Below are 14,595 nucleotides of genomic sequence, written 5' to 3'. Positions count from 1 at the left end.
CCTTACAGACAATGAGTTTATATAACAAACAACAAAATATCTGGACATCCATCCTTAGGAGCGTTATAGAAACGCTCATTCTCGTCTTTTGAGAAGCTTATGGGTGATTAGCTCAGTCGGTAGAGCAGCTGACTCTTAATCAGCGGGTCGTGGGTTCGATCCCCTCATCACCCACCATTCTATTTTATACCGTAAATAACTTATTGATTGCGTAAATTTTTTTAAGATACGAGTTTCTAAATAAAATTGGGCAGTATGATTTCCCCATATCTGTTTGTTTAAAAGTGAAGATTGTTGATATAGTTTAGTCATCGGTTTTTGTACTTTTTAGGGGACTCAAAAAACTTCCAAAGGATATTTAAAGATCTTTTAATACGTATTGTTTCTTCTTTTAATATAAATTGATTAAATTTTTTTTGGATTTTTAGCATATTGTTTAAAGACAGAAGAAACTTTGGACTTTAGTTGTATTAGCAGCGTGGATATTTTTTGATAACTCTCCCGCTTAAACAAAAAACTTCTGTAATAATCATCAGTATTCCAAGAAGGTAAATCAAGATAAAATAAAGTATTTAGCGGATATAACAGGAATAAAATTAGATTAGTTTAATTGTTTAAAACTAATACCTGTTAAACGAAAGAGAATAAGCTTTAATGAGGCTTAAAGTTTTAAAATATTAAGCTGTGCAGTTACGCTATGCTGTCTTTCCGTTAGCTTAACCTCTAAAAATATAAATATTAAGAAAGCCGCTCAGAATAATTATAATATATTGATTTATAATGATTAATTATTATTTTTTAAACTTTACTATCATAAACTTCTTTTGTCTCAATCCCTCTTATAATAAATCAATTAAAATTATTATTTTTGCTTTATAAATGGGATTAACGTGTGGATAAAGACTATTGAAGAAAAGCATAAAAATGATTCTTATTAACGTTCTTAGGCGCCAAAAATTATCCCAACATTGGGAAAATAGTATAATGGTGCAGGCTTGCTCTTTTATTAAGTATAAAGATGATGTTGCAACAATGACTTTATTATACCATTCACGGGTATTGTTGTGTAATGGGGAAGAGCACTGAGAGAATTTTCTTAAAAAAGATATGTAAATTGGTAATACGATGGTGTTCTGTTCTTAATAGGCACACAAAAAAGAAGTAATTGATAACCTTTTGTTTATTCAGGTGGTGTTTTAGGGGCTCTTTTCCAATATTGGTGCGCTTCAAAAATGGCGACCACAAATAATGAAATGATGAGCGGTATAATCAAATAAAACATTCTAAAGACAATAAGTGCTGCAATAACATCAGCTGGATTCATATTGGGCATGCCTGTTATGAAGAGAGCTTCCAGAACTCCTACTCCTCCTGCTGGAGCATTAGAGAGAAGAGTTATCGTAAAAGATGTTAGGAAAACACCAAGAACAGAGATAAAATGAACATCTGCGTTGTGTGGGAGAACAGCATATATAATTCCAGCTGCTCCTAAAAGCTCTAGAGGGCTAATGAGAAGCTGTTGAATAACAATTTTCAGCCGTGGGTAGGAAAGTTGAATTTTCTTACCCACGCGTAAGGGTTTTAACTGAAGCCAGCTACCAAACGTATAAAGTGCTATACAGCTGAGTAAAATTGCTCCAGCCGTTGTTCCTAGCCATTCGGGAAGTTCTTTATGAATGAGAGTGATAATTTCGGGTTGCAGCACCAAAACGATTCCCAAAAGTAAGATTGTTCCGATTACAAAAGTAAAAGAGCAAAAACCTACTAATATTGCGATTTCTGTTCCGTTTAATCCTTTCATTTTATAGGCGCGATAGCGCACAACGGCACCAGAAAAAACTGAAGCACCGATATTGTGTGAAAGAGCGTAGGTTGTAAATGAACATATAGCGATAAAAATCCAAGAAATTTTATGGCCTAGATGTTGTAAGGCAATTCGATCATATCCAGCAAGAGCAGCATAAGCTAGGAGAGAACATAAACAGGCTAATAACCAGTGCTGTGCATTTAAATCGCTCAAGCGCTCCAATACGTCCCCAAATGAAATGGCAGAGAGCTTCATATAAAGGATCCGAATAGACACCAGCATTGCTAAGATACCAATCAATGGCCATATAAATTGCTTTATTTTCATGATTCTGTATCCATTTTATGTTTTCTGTAAATTTTCATGATTGAGCATATTCCTTACAGATCTTCGTTCTGTTATATACTCTATAATGCCATTGGCAATTTCTTCATCATCTGTTACTACAACATCAGCACCTAAATCAATGAGATATGTTGTTTCTGTGTCAGATAATGCATGTGTGATTATCTGGATATCTTTCTTCATATCACGTATATTCACGATACATTCTCCTACTTCAATGGTACTTCGCATTGTAATAACAACTTTATGTGCATTATTTATATTTGCTGCGTTCATTATTTCTTGTTGAATGATATTGCCGCAAATAGTCTCAAATCCATCTGCAATCGCTTTATCAGAGAGGCGTTTTGATTCTTCTACAATCACTATAGGATCACCTCTATTTATTAAAGATAATGCAACACACTTACCGATACGACCATAGCCAATAATTACGATATGGTTATTTTTTAATGTTATCGGTAAAAAGTCTTGGTCAGGATCTTGTGGATCAATATCAATAATTGTTTGGGTATTTTGTGAAGCTGCAGAATTTTTTTCTAAACGTTTTTTAATTTTATTACAGGCAATGAAAACAAGAGGATTGAGCAAAATAGAAAAAATTGCTCCTCCAAGAATTAAATCATGAGCGTCATTGTTTAAAAGTCCTAAGCTTAAACTTAAACCAGCAAGGATAAAGGAAAATTCTCCAATTTGGGCAAGGCTTGCAGAAATAGTCAAAGCTGTTGCATTAGAATAGCGAAAAGCCTTAACGATGAAAAAGGCAATAGCAGATTTTCCGATTACGATAATGAATAAGGTTGCTAAGAGAGGGAAAAAATGAGTTAAAAGTTTCTCTGGGTCAAATAACATGCCTACAGAAACAAAAAAGAGAACAGAAAAGGCATCTCGCAGTGGTAAAGATTCTTCCGCGGCACGGTGGCTTAATTCTGATTCGCTCATGACCATACCAGCAAAAAAAGCACCAAGAGAAAGAGAAACACCAAATAAATGAGCGGCTCCGAAAGCTACTCCTAATGCAATAGCAAAGACGCTAAGACGAAATAATTCACGTGATCCCGATTGTGCGCTCATTTTTAAAAGCCATGGGATAACGCGTCGCCCAATGACAAGCATAAGTGCAATAAATACAATTACTTTCAGGATGGTGAGACCAAAAATACCCCAAATACTTAAATCCAACCATTGAACAAGAGGATCCAACGCTTCTTTTTTGGTATTGCTGAGGGCACTTGCCAAGGAAGGGATGAGGACAAGTATAAGGACCATTGCTAAATCCTCAATAATCAACCATCCAACGGCAATGCGTCCTTTTTCTGTTTCAATAAGATGACGCTCTTGCAAAGCACGTAGCAGGATAACGGTACTAGCTATGGATAAAGCAAGACCAAAGATCAAACTACCACTAAAGCCCCATCCCATAATCAGACCAAGGCACGAACCTAGAAAAGTAGAAAATACTATTTGTGCAATAGCGGCGGGGACAGCAATAGCTTTGACAGATAAAAGGTCTTTTAATGAAAAGTGGAGCCCAACACCAAACATCAGCAAAATAATACCAATTTCAGCAAGTTGATTAATGATGACGGAATCTATTTTAAATCCGCCTGTATTGGGTCCCACAATAACACCAGCTAATAAATAGCCTACAAGTGGTGAAATACGTAAACGGCTCGCAATCATTCCCAAGAGAAATGCTAAACATAAGCCTGCAACAATAGTTGTGATAAGTGGTGTGTCGTGGAGCATGGATTATTACTATTCTTGATCAAAAAGCGAATGAATGAAAACGACTATATTTCTACGAGAAGAGAGGCGAGATGTATCATACGCATTAAAGGGCATTTTTATTTCACTTTGGTATTTGCACGATTATTTCGCTCACGCCACCAATTTCCTAGCAGGAGTAAAATAGGAGCAGCAATAAAGATAGAGGATGATGTTGCAATAATAATCCCAAAGACCATGGGCAATGCAAAATTATGAACAGCACTTCCACCCCATATCGCCATGGGGAGCATCGCAAGAATTGTTGTGGCTGATGTAAAAAAACAACGTACAAGAACCTGATTAATGGACAGATCAATCAGCTCACGCAACGGCATTTTTTTATAAAGACGCATATTTTCGCGCATTCTATCATAGACGACAACTTTATCATTTATAGAATATCCAACAATTGTTAAGAGTGCAGCGATAGCCGTTAAATTAAAATCAAATTGAAATAAAGCAAAAAAGCCAATCATTTTTGTGGTGTCTAGAATGAGTGTGACAATGGCTCCAACGGCAAAGAACCACTCGAAGCGGAGCCATATATAGAGAGACATGGCAATCGCCGCAAGAATAACAGCAGTAAAAGCAGCTGTGGCAAGCTCGCCTGAAATTTTGGGACCAACAACTTCTATTTGATCGAATGTGGTATCGGGATAGATATTTTGTACAGCTGTTTTAACCTTATCAATGGCGATGGTTTGTTGTGCTTCGCTACCGCTTTGTTTCTGCATGCGAATTAATACGGTATTTTCGTTATCAATATTTTGCAAGGAAACTTCACCAACATTAAGAGTAGAAAGCTTGGAACGCAGAGTTGCTAGATCTGCTGGTGCTTTCGTGGTAATACTCATTTGGCTTCCACCAATGAAATCAATTCCGAAATTCAACCCAGGCTTAAAAAAGAGAAAAACTGAAGCTATTGATAAAACAATTGAGACGCCAATACCAATGAAACGTGCTTTCATAAAGTGGAAAGTTGTGTTTTGTGGCATGATATTGAAAGCAGAGTGAATATGCAACTTTTTAATTTTCCATTTACGAACGATCCAAATCATGATGATGCGTACAATGGTGATATTCGTAAACATGGAGATGATAATACCAAGCAACATTGTTACGGCAAAACCACGAACGGGACCGGTACCGAACCAAAATAGTAAGACAGTCGCTATAATTGCAGTAACATTTGCATCAACAATGGTTGCAAAAGCTTGTTTAAATCCACGATCTAAAGCTGCAAAAGCACTCACACCTTTTCGACTTTCTTCACGGATACGTTCATTGATGAGAATATTAGCATCAACGGCAATACCAATGCCTAAAATAATACCAGCAATACCAGGCAGTGTAAGCGTAGCACCGAGGAGGCTCAGGGCAGCAAATGTTAAAATCGTGTGGAGGGCTAGTGCTATATTGGCAATTAATCCCCAAATACGGTAGAGAAGAAAAATAAAAATTGCAACAAGAATAAAGCCGATAACGCCGGTGTAAAGTCCCATTTGGATGGCATCAGCACCAAGATTGGGACCTACGGTTCTCTCTTCAATGACCGTGAGCGGTGCGGGGAGGGAACCAGCGCGGAGCAGGGCAGCCAGAGTTGAGGCTTCTTTGGGATCAAAGTTTCCTGTAATTTGACCTTGTCCATTGGGAATGACACTATTGATGGTAGGCGCCGTTAAAACTTTATTATCCAGAACAATAGCAAAAGGACGGTTAATATTTTGTCGTGTTATATCGGCAAATATTTTAGCGCCAGCGGAATCTAGCGTAAATGAAATAATAGAACGTCCTGGTATTTGGGGGTCAAAACCTGCACGGGCATCTTTCAGGACATTTCCATCTAAAGCGATTTGATCATAAATTGCATAATGTTGTGTCTCATCTGTATATCCAGGGAGAATAGAAACACCTATAGGGGGATTATTGGGGTCCACATTAGAAGGAACAAGATGAAAACTCATCTTAGCGGTTGTTCCTAAGAGATCACGCAGTTGTTTGGGATCTTGTAGGCCAGGCAATTGGACCATAATACGATCATTTCCAATCTTTTGGATGGCTGGTTCTGAAACACCAACTTGATCTATACGGCGACGGATGATTTCTAAGCTTTGTTCAATAGCATTGCTTACACGGTCTTTTATACCAGCTTCCGTTAATGTGACGCGGAGAGTTTCATTTTGAGCACTGATCGCGATGTTATGTTCTGTTGTGCCAAAGCTACTATGTATGGGAGTTATTAATGTTTTCAAAGCAGAGAGCGCTTTTTCAGTTTGCGATGGGTCAGAAATAAGGGCAATAACGCTATCTTCAACGATACGCACACTTGAGGTTCGGATTTGTTTTTCACGCAATGTATTGCGTACACTGCTTAAAACTGTGTGTAACTGATCGTGTTTTAACGTTTTGCTATCAACCTCGAGCAGGAGAGAAGAGCCTCCTTGAAGGTCAAGACCAAGTGCTACACGGGTGTCGGGTAAGAATTTCGAGTTTTTAACTTGTTCGTGTGAAAATAAATTGGGTAAGGCAACATAAATGCTGCCTAAGAGAATAAAACAATAAAGGGCAGTTAACCAATTAGGTGTACGCATGATATATTCCGCAAATAGGCAATCTAACAGTTATTCAAAGTTAAAAGCACAAGTAAAATAAGATGATCGTTTTTATAATTCAAGGAAGAGGATTAAGTGTGTTCATTGGGGGGAGCGCGTTTATTTGAGAAATATTGCGTTTTAACGCTACGAAATTGTGTGTCAACAGCTGGAATCTTTATTAAAAAGAAATCCAATGCTAGGATTCTTTGAAAGGTTCTCATAAAAATAGATTCTGTATGGCATGTTACAAGTTTTTTGTTTTCAGTTGTGGTAACATTCACCTGATCACACTTATTGTGTAAATCAAATCTATTCGTTTTAATGATATTATTGGTGTGTGATTGTTTGATTAAATAAGCACGCGTTCCTAGGTTGTTCGTCAAGAATACACCTAAACTGGATAGAAAAATCCAAGTTGTCAAAGGAAGAAAATCTTCTTTTTTGCAATAAAGGTGCAAAAAAAACATGCTAGAGTGCCTTCTTTAATCTTATTGAGTTCATCTTATTTAATTCTTTTATCTTATTACCAGTATTATAGGATAAGGGAAAGCTTTTATAAGATTATTCTATAAAAGTTGAAAATATCTATTTTATAGCATATTTAAAAGAGAGGAATAAAATCCTTTTTGTTCTTACAAGGTAGATATGTATTCATTTTGTAGAAAAAATATCCACATACTTTTCCTTCTTTTGGGGATTATCTTTGTATTTAATTCTGGTGCATGGGGGAATAGGGGGGCACAAAATACAATTGTCGAACAAACGATAGCTTCTTATTCAGTTGATGAAATTATTCAACAACAACTGTTGATTATTAAGACTCTTGAAGAAAATACTGAAACTTTAAAAAGAGATTTTGACAGAAAGCCAGAAGATGAGCGTGCTTTAGAAGAATTGCGGTTACGTGCACAAGATATCGGTGAACGTGCTATTGAGGCAGCATTTGTTTTGCGTTCTCCTCTTAATGAGATTAATACACTTCTTGATCAATTAACGGAGCTCCATCGTGATGTGAAAAAACTGAAAAGCTCAGTGAAGGAATATTCTTACTTGATAGAGCAAAAAGCTAAAATTAACAGTATCATGCTTCGTTTTGAGGCAATTTTCTTAGCGGCAAATAGAATAGCTGAACTTTCTATTTCTCAATCTCGGGAGCTTTTTAAACGCACGCTTACGTATAGGCTTGAGTTTTCGATTGCGATGGTTCAGCATCTCGCCCAAACAACAAAAGAGGCTTCATCAGATTTTCTTTTGTTGTTAGATTCTTGGTGGAATTTTATATTTTATTTCAAGTTTTTACAACTATTTCTTTGCTTTTTAATTCCACTTTTTATTACTTTGGGACTTTCGTATTTTTCTCAAAAAGTTCTTGTTCATGTGTATTGCCATTTTACGAAGTCTAATGAGGAAATATCTTATTTACAACGCTTATTGATCGCCTTTATTTCAGTTCTCTTACCTTCACTTGTGTGTATTCTTTGCGTTTATCTTGTGTTGTTTTTGTTTCGTAGTTTTAACTTAGATCCAGGTAGGCTTACAACAGTTTTTGATATGATAGGTTGCCAAATTATTTTAGTATTTTTAATCAATCGCTTAGCGATTGTTCTTTTATCATCGAATAAGCCCCATGTGCGTCTTTTCAGTATTGCGCCATCGTCTGCTTATCAATTAGTGATTTTACTCACTTCTTTAGGGGGGATTTTGGCATTTGACGCTGTTCTTGATAGTATTTATCAAATCATTTCAGCGCCTCTATCTTTGACAATTGCTAAAAGTTTTATTGCTGTTTTTCTGATAGCGATATTGCTGTTTATAATATCATTTGTACCTTTGCGGTTTAGACGTAGGCGTGTTCAAGAAGAAAAAAAAGAGCCATACTTTTGGCCATTTTATATACGCATTCCTCTTATTGGCTTTGGGTTACTGCTCTTTGTGTTGAATTTTTTAGGTTATGTTGGTCTTGCGCGTTTTATTATGCAGCAAATTATGATTGATGGAGTATTTTTAGTTCTCATGTATTTAGGAATACAAAGTGCTCAAGCACTTGGAACTAAAGGCCAATTGATGAAAACAACGGCTGGTCACCTTTTGATGCAGCGATTTCATTTAGAAGAAAAAACGATGAATCAATTGGGAGTTTTTGTGAGCGTTTTTCTCAATTTGTTTGTTGTTATATTTTGTACAATGCCAATTGCTGTACAGTTTGGATTTTCCTATTCTGATTTAAAAGCAGTTTTGTGGCAATCGGTGACCGGTTTTCAGATTGGAAATATGACTCTTTCTTTGACTTCTCTTGTAACAGGAATTATTTCTTTTTGTGTTTGCTGGTTTCTTATTCGCCGATTTATTGGTTGGTTAGATAGTGTTGTGTTGGTTCATGGAGAGTTCGATTCTGGTATACGTAATTCTATCAAAACAGTGATAAGTTATGGAGGCGTTGTTGTATCTGCTTTGACGGGATTATCAATGGCAGGTTTGGATCTTAGAAATTTCGCTCTTATTGCTGGAGGACTTTCACTTGGTATAGGTTTTGGTTTACAGAATATTGTCCAAAACTTTGTCTCTGGACTTATTATTTTAGTTGGAAGACCATTTAAAATAGGAGACTATATAGAATCTGGATCAGTAGCTGGTGTTGTTAAGCGTATTAGTGTGCGTGCAACGGAACTTGAGACGATTCAGCGTAAGACAATTATTATTCCCAATTCAAGCCTTATTAATAACAACGTTAGTAATTGGACACGACGTAATAAAGTAGGACGAATTGATATACCAGTTACTGTATCATCTAAGGTTGCTCCAGAGCATGTTGTTGAAATTTTGTTAGAGATTGCTTCTGAGACAGAAGGCGTTTTAAAAAATCCTATCCCACAGGTGAGTTTTACTGCATTTGATCATAAGAGTTTTTCCTTTAATTTGGCTATTTATGTTCCTAATATTACCTCACCTTCTCATGTAACCAATGCTCTTCGATTTAGCCTATATAAGCGTTTTTCTGAGGAAGGAATCTTAGAATGCTGAAATATACTTATGCTTTGATTACAGTTATTCTGTTAAGTATTTTTACCATAACAGCTTTTGCTGCAACAGTGAAGAATACTGATTTAAAGATACAGTCTCTTATTGTTGTTGAAGGAAGTATACCTTCAACAATTTCTTTAAATACTCATCAAATAATTACAATTTGTATGAAGGGATGTTTTATAACTTTTCCTAATAAAGATCGTTTTGCAATAAAGGCAGATGATACTATAGAAATCAGTAGGGGAAGAGCAATTTTTAAATAAAATGATTGAGAATTTGTGTTTAGAGACAAGATTTAGAAGGATAATGATATTGTGCGTAATTAATAAACACATCCTTTAGAAAATGGTAAAAAAGTATGATTTTAGTATAAAATAGATGTGTTTTTATACTATGTAGAATCTACAGTATGCATTTAGGGTGTAAGAATATTTAGGTATTTTTATAATATTTTTAATGAATATCAATTTTCTAAAAATTATTACATCATTTTATGCATTTTTTCTCATAAAAAATGCATAAAATGTACTATTTTGTAATTTTTTTGCAGTATTATTGATACAAAATGTTTTATATTTTCTCCTTTTAAAAATATAATAGTTTTTTTATTAAATATTTATTATTTGAAGTATTGATTATTATAATATTTTAAAATTTATTTGATAATATTAAATTTTGATGTAATGATATATTAGTATAGTGATAGATTTAAATGTAACTATAAAGGAGTACATGCGATTTTGCGGCATAAGATTTTATAAAACTTTGTTTTTCTAAATGTGATTTTTGATTATATTTAAATTTAGCAATGGGGTATAATTTTATGAATACAAAATTTATAACAGCATCTGTTTTTTCGTTAATTTCACCTTCTATAGTACATGCTGCAGATGTGGTGGCTCACGAAGAGCCAGTACATGTTGCCTCAGAAGTTTTTGCTTCTTCACCTTTTTCTTGGGCAGGTTTTTATTTTGGGGGGCAAGTTGGGGGCTTTTCAAGTAAAATTTCTGCAACAACGCCTCATGTTGATATTCCTCTCCATCATACTGAGGAGAGTAAAAGTAAACCATGGATCCCCATCGAGAAACAGTATCTGCCCGATCTTTCTGGGTTTATAGGTGGTTTTTATGCGGGTATTAATTTTGATCTCGGTAATAATTTTATTATGGGGGTTGATACGGATATCGTTTTAACGGAAAAAAAGGATACAAAAACAAAATTTCAGGCTGATGAATCGAGTGCTGGTGGGACTGGTACTGATGGTCCTAGTACTGAAGGATCGGGTAGTGATACTGATGCAAGTGCAGAAAAAAAAAGTCGAAAAAGGGCAAAACTTGTCAGGAGACAGGGTAGAGGCTTTTCTCGCTCTGCTGCAGATGCTAAAGAAGAGAAAGACAGTTTAACTTTTAATCATACGTTAAAACAAAAATGGACAGGTGCTACACGGGTGCGTGTTGGGTTTTCTGCAGGGCGTGTGATGCCTTATATTGCTGGTGGTGTTGCTTATGGACAGTTTCAAGATATTCTGTCGACAGTAATTACGGGAAGTGAGCCATTTAATAGGACATCGGATGTAACAAAAACGATGATGGGTTATACTCTCGGTGGTGGTGTTGATTTTGCAATGACAGACCATTTTGTTGTGCGTGCGGAATATCGTTACTCAGATTTTGGTAAAAAGAAATTTAAAGACGAGATTGAAGTTAAGTATAAGACGAATGATTTTCGCGCAGGAATAGCTTACAAATTCTAGTTTTGTAGGATAAAGGAGCTTAAATTTAAAAGGTCCTATTTCTTTGATAGGGCCTTTATTTTTTAATTTTATGCATTGCAAATACTATTTTATGGTGAAAAAAGGGAGCTTTGACTTTGAGTGAGAATGAGGAGGTAAGGAAGAGTTACTCAGATTCTTAATTGTTAAGAATGAAAAATTTTTAGTTCACGAGGTGTGGTTGAAATATATGTTAGCAAAGAAGGATTAATTCGTCTTTCATATTATTACAGTTATCATTTTATAATATCGTTATAGAGTTGCAAACAGTAAATTTAAAGAGAGTTTTTACTATCTAAGTAATGAGAAAATAAAGAAAATACACATAGAGCGATGCGGGCAGCGTGCACGTTTGTGCACCAATTTTTTCTTCCCTTAGAACTCTCTACAATATCATCTGATAGCGCGGTTTATCTTTTTTCTATTTAATAACTAATTGTTTTTATTTTATTTATTAAATTGCTTTTTATATATAATCTTGGTACCAGATGAAAGTGCTCTAAGTGCGATTCAAAAGATGGTTTTTAAAAGGTGGTTCGAAGAATAAGAATACGTGATAGACTGTCTGTCTTATCTGTATCTATCTAAAGGCAAATATGCTGATAAAGCTGGTTTATGGCTTATCGAAACTACACCAGATCAAGGATAATGGGTTTTTAGGTTTGACCTCCTTTCTCGTTGCTTTCAACCATTGAGAGCTCTTTTGCTATATCTAGGGTGAGATGATATTCTATACTTGGACGACCGCCTTTAGGTTTCGATAAATTTTTACCGAAACTCATAACACCTTGATTTTCTTGAGGGGCATTAGGTTTTACTCTTTTTTGAGTAAAACTCACAAAGTTCTGATTTTCTTTAAAAAAATATTCCTCAATTTGTCGTGCAATCCAATCATTGAAACGCACATTAACCTCTAAAAATGCATATAATTCACGTGCGTTAACAGTTTGAACTGTTTCTTGGCCAATAGTTTGTTCTTTAATTTCTATAAGAGTGTTCATGATGAACTTCTTACTATTTAGACGTTTTTCATTAACACTTTAATTAGAAAGTGCCGGGCGCTGAAAAACACGCTAGTAAGTCTGTCGTTATGCTTTCCCTAAAAAGGGTATTTTTTAGCACAACCACACCCGATGAGCCTTTCACATACTATCTCGAGCATAAAAAATAACCGATTTTTAAAATGCGGGGAAAGATTGTTTCGTAATTCATCTGCTAATCGCTTAAGTGTTTTTCAAGCACTTAATTTAACGATATATGTTTTCCGTGAATCTTGTCAAGTAATAAGATGACGGTGTGGAGTACATAGACATAGCTTGAGAACATGATCTAGCCTTTCTTATTAGCAGCGTATTCTTGACGAGTAAGTTGATACTGTATGTTTTTGATTAATCTTTCATTGTTTTTTTTACAATAGCACTTGCAATCTCTGGCTTGGACATCACCCCAGCAATTGAGAGGACTTCTTGTGTTGCAATGGGAAATTGATTTTTATCCACTCTTTGAAATACATTACCATTCAGCTTTTTTAATTCAACACGCTTTGGAAAACTGCCTCCCTTGATAAAAGCATGGGGTAAGATTTCTTTTTTTCCAAACATTTTGTAAGCCACACCGCGTTTTGTTTCTCTTGCTTGAAAAAAAATTAAGAGGTATCAGTGTTCCAGAACCAATGATATCTGTCTCAAGAAACTTTGCTGTCGCTTTTTCTTTAATATAACCCCCTTTTTTGATACGCTTTGATTGGGCAGATGTAACTTTGGCAATTTGCTTTTCGGTAAAGCGTTCGACTTGTTTTGCTGTGTTGTTTACAGCATCACGCAGAGTCCAATTAAGGCGAGGGGCTTGAAGACTTGTGAAGATATCCTTCACCTGTTGAAGATAGCATTTTGGGTGGATGATTAACTTCAACTTCTAAGCCTTTTTTGGGGGGAGGTGTTGATGACTTGGAAGCTTTAGATGCTTTTGGTTTTTCGAGTGAGGTTTTCTCTGTCACTGGTTCAGATGATGTTTGTGTGGAGTCTTGTTCTATTTGCTTAATTTGTTCAACTGCCTTGTCAGGTTTTGCTGTTGTTTTGACTTCAACAAAAAGTTTTGCAGCATTGGCGCGCTTGAGACGTGCGTAGACTTGATTGGAAACCTCAACAAATGGATTATTTTGTGTTGAAGTTTAAAAACGAACAATACTCTTATTATCGCTAACAATACACATTGGCTTCGTGATGATTGCTTTCATCATTGCTCCTTTTGAGTCATAATTAATGACATCATTAGTCAAATATTGATTTTTATTCTGTGAAAAATAGATTAGTCAGAATTACCTAGAAAACAGAGCTTTCTAGCTATATTAAAGGCATGATATTTTACTGAATTTTTGGGAACATTTTTGAATTTTGGATGCAATTTAACCAATACAGAATCATTATGAAATAAGAATTTTTACATATTGTCAACAGAAAAAATCTATATTTTATATTTTTTTATTTTAAAATAGAATATATAGAATTTTCTAAGACATTTTAGATTTTATAAATTATTGAGCAATTATTATAGGAGGGAAAGGCCATGACAGGTCCAGAAATATTAGATGCCGTGTATATGGTATCAATGATAGTTATATCTCTCTTAATTATAGCGTTTTGTTTGCCTGCTGCCTTTTGATTTTCATTAATAGTTTGCAGATCATATGCAATTACACGCTTTTGTAAAAAAATCTAGAGTGAGAAATTTTTCCAGATTGATGAGCTAAATATTAAGCTCGTGAAGGCCTGCTGTTGCCAAAAAAGCATATCTTGTTAAACCTCTTTCTTGTGCACAATCATCAATTGCACGTAAAAGCCCTCGTTCAATTGATATATTTATACGTACCACTTCTGCATCATTTTCAATAAAGGGGAATTGTATTAAAAAAGCTCCTTCTGACAAAGCTGTTTTGACAGATTTCCGTTGTATGCACTTCTTCAAATTTTGAAGGAATAGGCACTGTATCCATATCTTCACAATAAAGTTGAAGTGCTTCTGTTGCATTTTCGATTAAATTTTCTTCCTTATCAGCAGCAGAAAAAAGTCCCTCAAAATCAGGAAATTGAACACCAAAAGCAGAATCTTCATCTTTATGAACAAGAGCAAAAAATCTCTTCATTTTTCTTCTCTTTTTTTAACCAGCCTGCTTGTTGTGCAATAGAGCGTGTTGTTCCAATCGGAAGATTTTTTTAGGATGTGGAACAATAACAACCTTACCATCTTTTTTTAATTTATGATGAGAACCTTTTACTTTGACAAGT

The 14,595-nt window shown here is 35.2% G+C and carries 7 protein-coding genes, 1 tRNA gene and 5 pseudogenes; 4 read left to right on the top strand and 9 right to left on the bottom strand.

The annotated features are described in order from the left end of the window. Nucleotides 1–101 precede the first annotated feature (101 nt). Nucleotides 102–177, top strand: a tRNA-Lys gene (locus ACFILW_RS05790). A 1,003-nt stretch (nt 178–1,180) separates the two neighbouring features. Here ACFILW_RS05790 and ACFILW_RS05785 read toward each other — a convergent pair. The 4 genes from ACFILW_RS05785 to ACFILW_RS05770 all read right to left on the bottom strand — a co-directional run bounded on the left by ACFILW_RS05785 (nt 1,181) and on the right by ACFILW_RS05770 (nt 6,983). Beyond that, nucleotides 1,181–2,134 carry a YbhN family protein gene (locus ACFILW_RS05785; protein WP_375623602.1) on the bottom strand — a complete coding sequence of 318 codons (954 nt, stop codon included), beginning with the start codon at nt 2,132–2,134 and terminating at the stop codon, nt 1,181–1,183. Between the two features lie 15 nt (nt 2,135–2,149). After that, nucleotides 2,150–3,901 carry a YbaL family putative K(+) efflux transporter gene (gene ybaL, locus ACFILW_RS05780; RefSeq protein WP_375623600.1) on the bottom strand — a complete coding sequence of 584 codons (1,752 nt, stop codon included), beginning with the start codon at nt 3,899–3,901 and terminating at the stop codon, nt 2,150–2,152. 98 nt (nt 3,902–3,999) lie between these two features. Then, nucleotides 4,000–6,513 carry a protein translocase subunit SecD gene (secD, locus tag ACFILW_RS05775; protein WP_375685330.1) on the bottom strand — a complete coding sequence of 838 codons (2,514 nt, stop codon included), beginning with the start codon at nt 6,511–6,513 and terminating at the stop codon, nt 4,000–4,002. 92 nt (nt 6,514–6,605) lie between these two features. After that, the gene (locus ACFILW_RS05770) at nt 6,606–6,983 is read right to left on the bottom strand and encodes a hypothetical protein (RefSeq protein ID WP_375685329.1); all 378 of its coding nucleotides are present in this window, start codon (nt 6,981–6,983) and stop codon (nt 6,606–6,608) included. A gap of 178 nt (nt 6,984–7,161) precedes the next feature. Between ACFILW_RS05770 and ACFILW_RS05765 the strand changes: the two genes are divergently transcribed. From ACFILW_RS05765 to ACFILW_RS05755, 3 genes are all read left to right on the top strand, one after another. Next, nucleotides 7,162–9,537 carry a mechanosensitive ion channel domain-containing protein gene (locus tag ACFILW_RS05765; protein WP_375685328.1) on the top strand — a complete coding sequence of 792 codons (2,376 nt, stop codon included), beginning with the start codon at nt 7,162–7,164 and terminating at the stop codon, nt 9,535–9,537. Beyond that, nucleotides 9,531–9,803 (top strand): hypothetical protein, encoded by a 273-nt coding sequence (locus tag ACFILW_RS05760; RefSeq protein ID WP_375685327.1) that lies wholly within the window; start codon nt 9,531–9,533, stop codon nt 9,801–9,803. Before ACFILW_RS05765 ends, ACFILW_RS05760 begins: the two co-directional genes overlap by 7 nt. Before the next feature lie 560 nt (nt 9,804–10,363). Beyond that, nucleotides 10,364–11,293, top strand: coding sequence for an outer membrane protein (locus ACFILW_RS05755; protein ID WP_375685326.1), 930 nt, complete (start codon nt 10,364–10,366; stop codon nt 11,291–11,293). A 680-nt stretch (nt 11,294–11,973) separates the two neighbouring features. Here ACFILW_RS05755 and ACFILW_RS05750 read toward each other — a convergent pair. The 5 pseudogenes from ACFILW_RS05750 to ACFILW_RS05730 all read right to left on the bottom strand — a co-directional run. Next, nucleotides 11,974–12,312 (bottom strand): annotated as a pseudogene (locus ACFILW_RS05750) (antA/AntB antirepressor family protein); the annotation flags it as partial. Between the two features lie 328 nt (nt 12,313–12,640). Further along, nucleotides 12,641–13,222 (bottom strand): annotated as a pseudogene (locus ACFILW_RS05745) (hypothetical protein). Nucleotides 13,223–13,232: 10 nt separating this feature from the next. Continuing rightward, a pseudogene (locus ACFILW_RS05740) lies at nt 13,233–13,547 on the bottom strand (hypothetical protein); the annotation flags it as partial. Between the two features lie 509 nt (nt 13,548–14,056). Next, nucleotides 14,057–14,453 (bottom strand): annotated as a pseudogene (locus ACFILW_RS05735) (type II toxin-antitoxin system HicB family antitoxin). Next, nucleotides 14,425–14,595 (bottom strand): annotated as a pseudogene (locus ACFILW_RS05730) (type II toxin-antitoxin system HicA family toxin); the annotation flags it as partial. The pseudogenes ACFILW_RS05730 and ACFILW_RS05735, both read right to left, overlap by 29 nt.

Origin of the sequence: Bartonella sp. TT110JLCBS (genome assembly GCF_042193405.1) — a bacterium.
GTDB lineage: Bacteria > Pseudomonadota > Alphaproteobacteria > Rhizobiales > Rhizobiaceae > Bartonella.
This window is presented reverse-complemented; position numbering and strand designations above follow the sequence as displayed.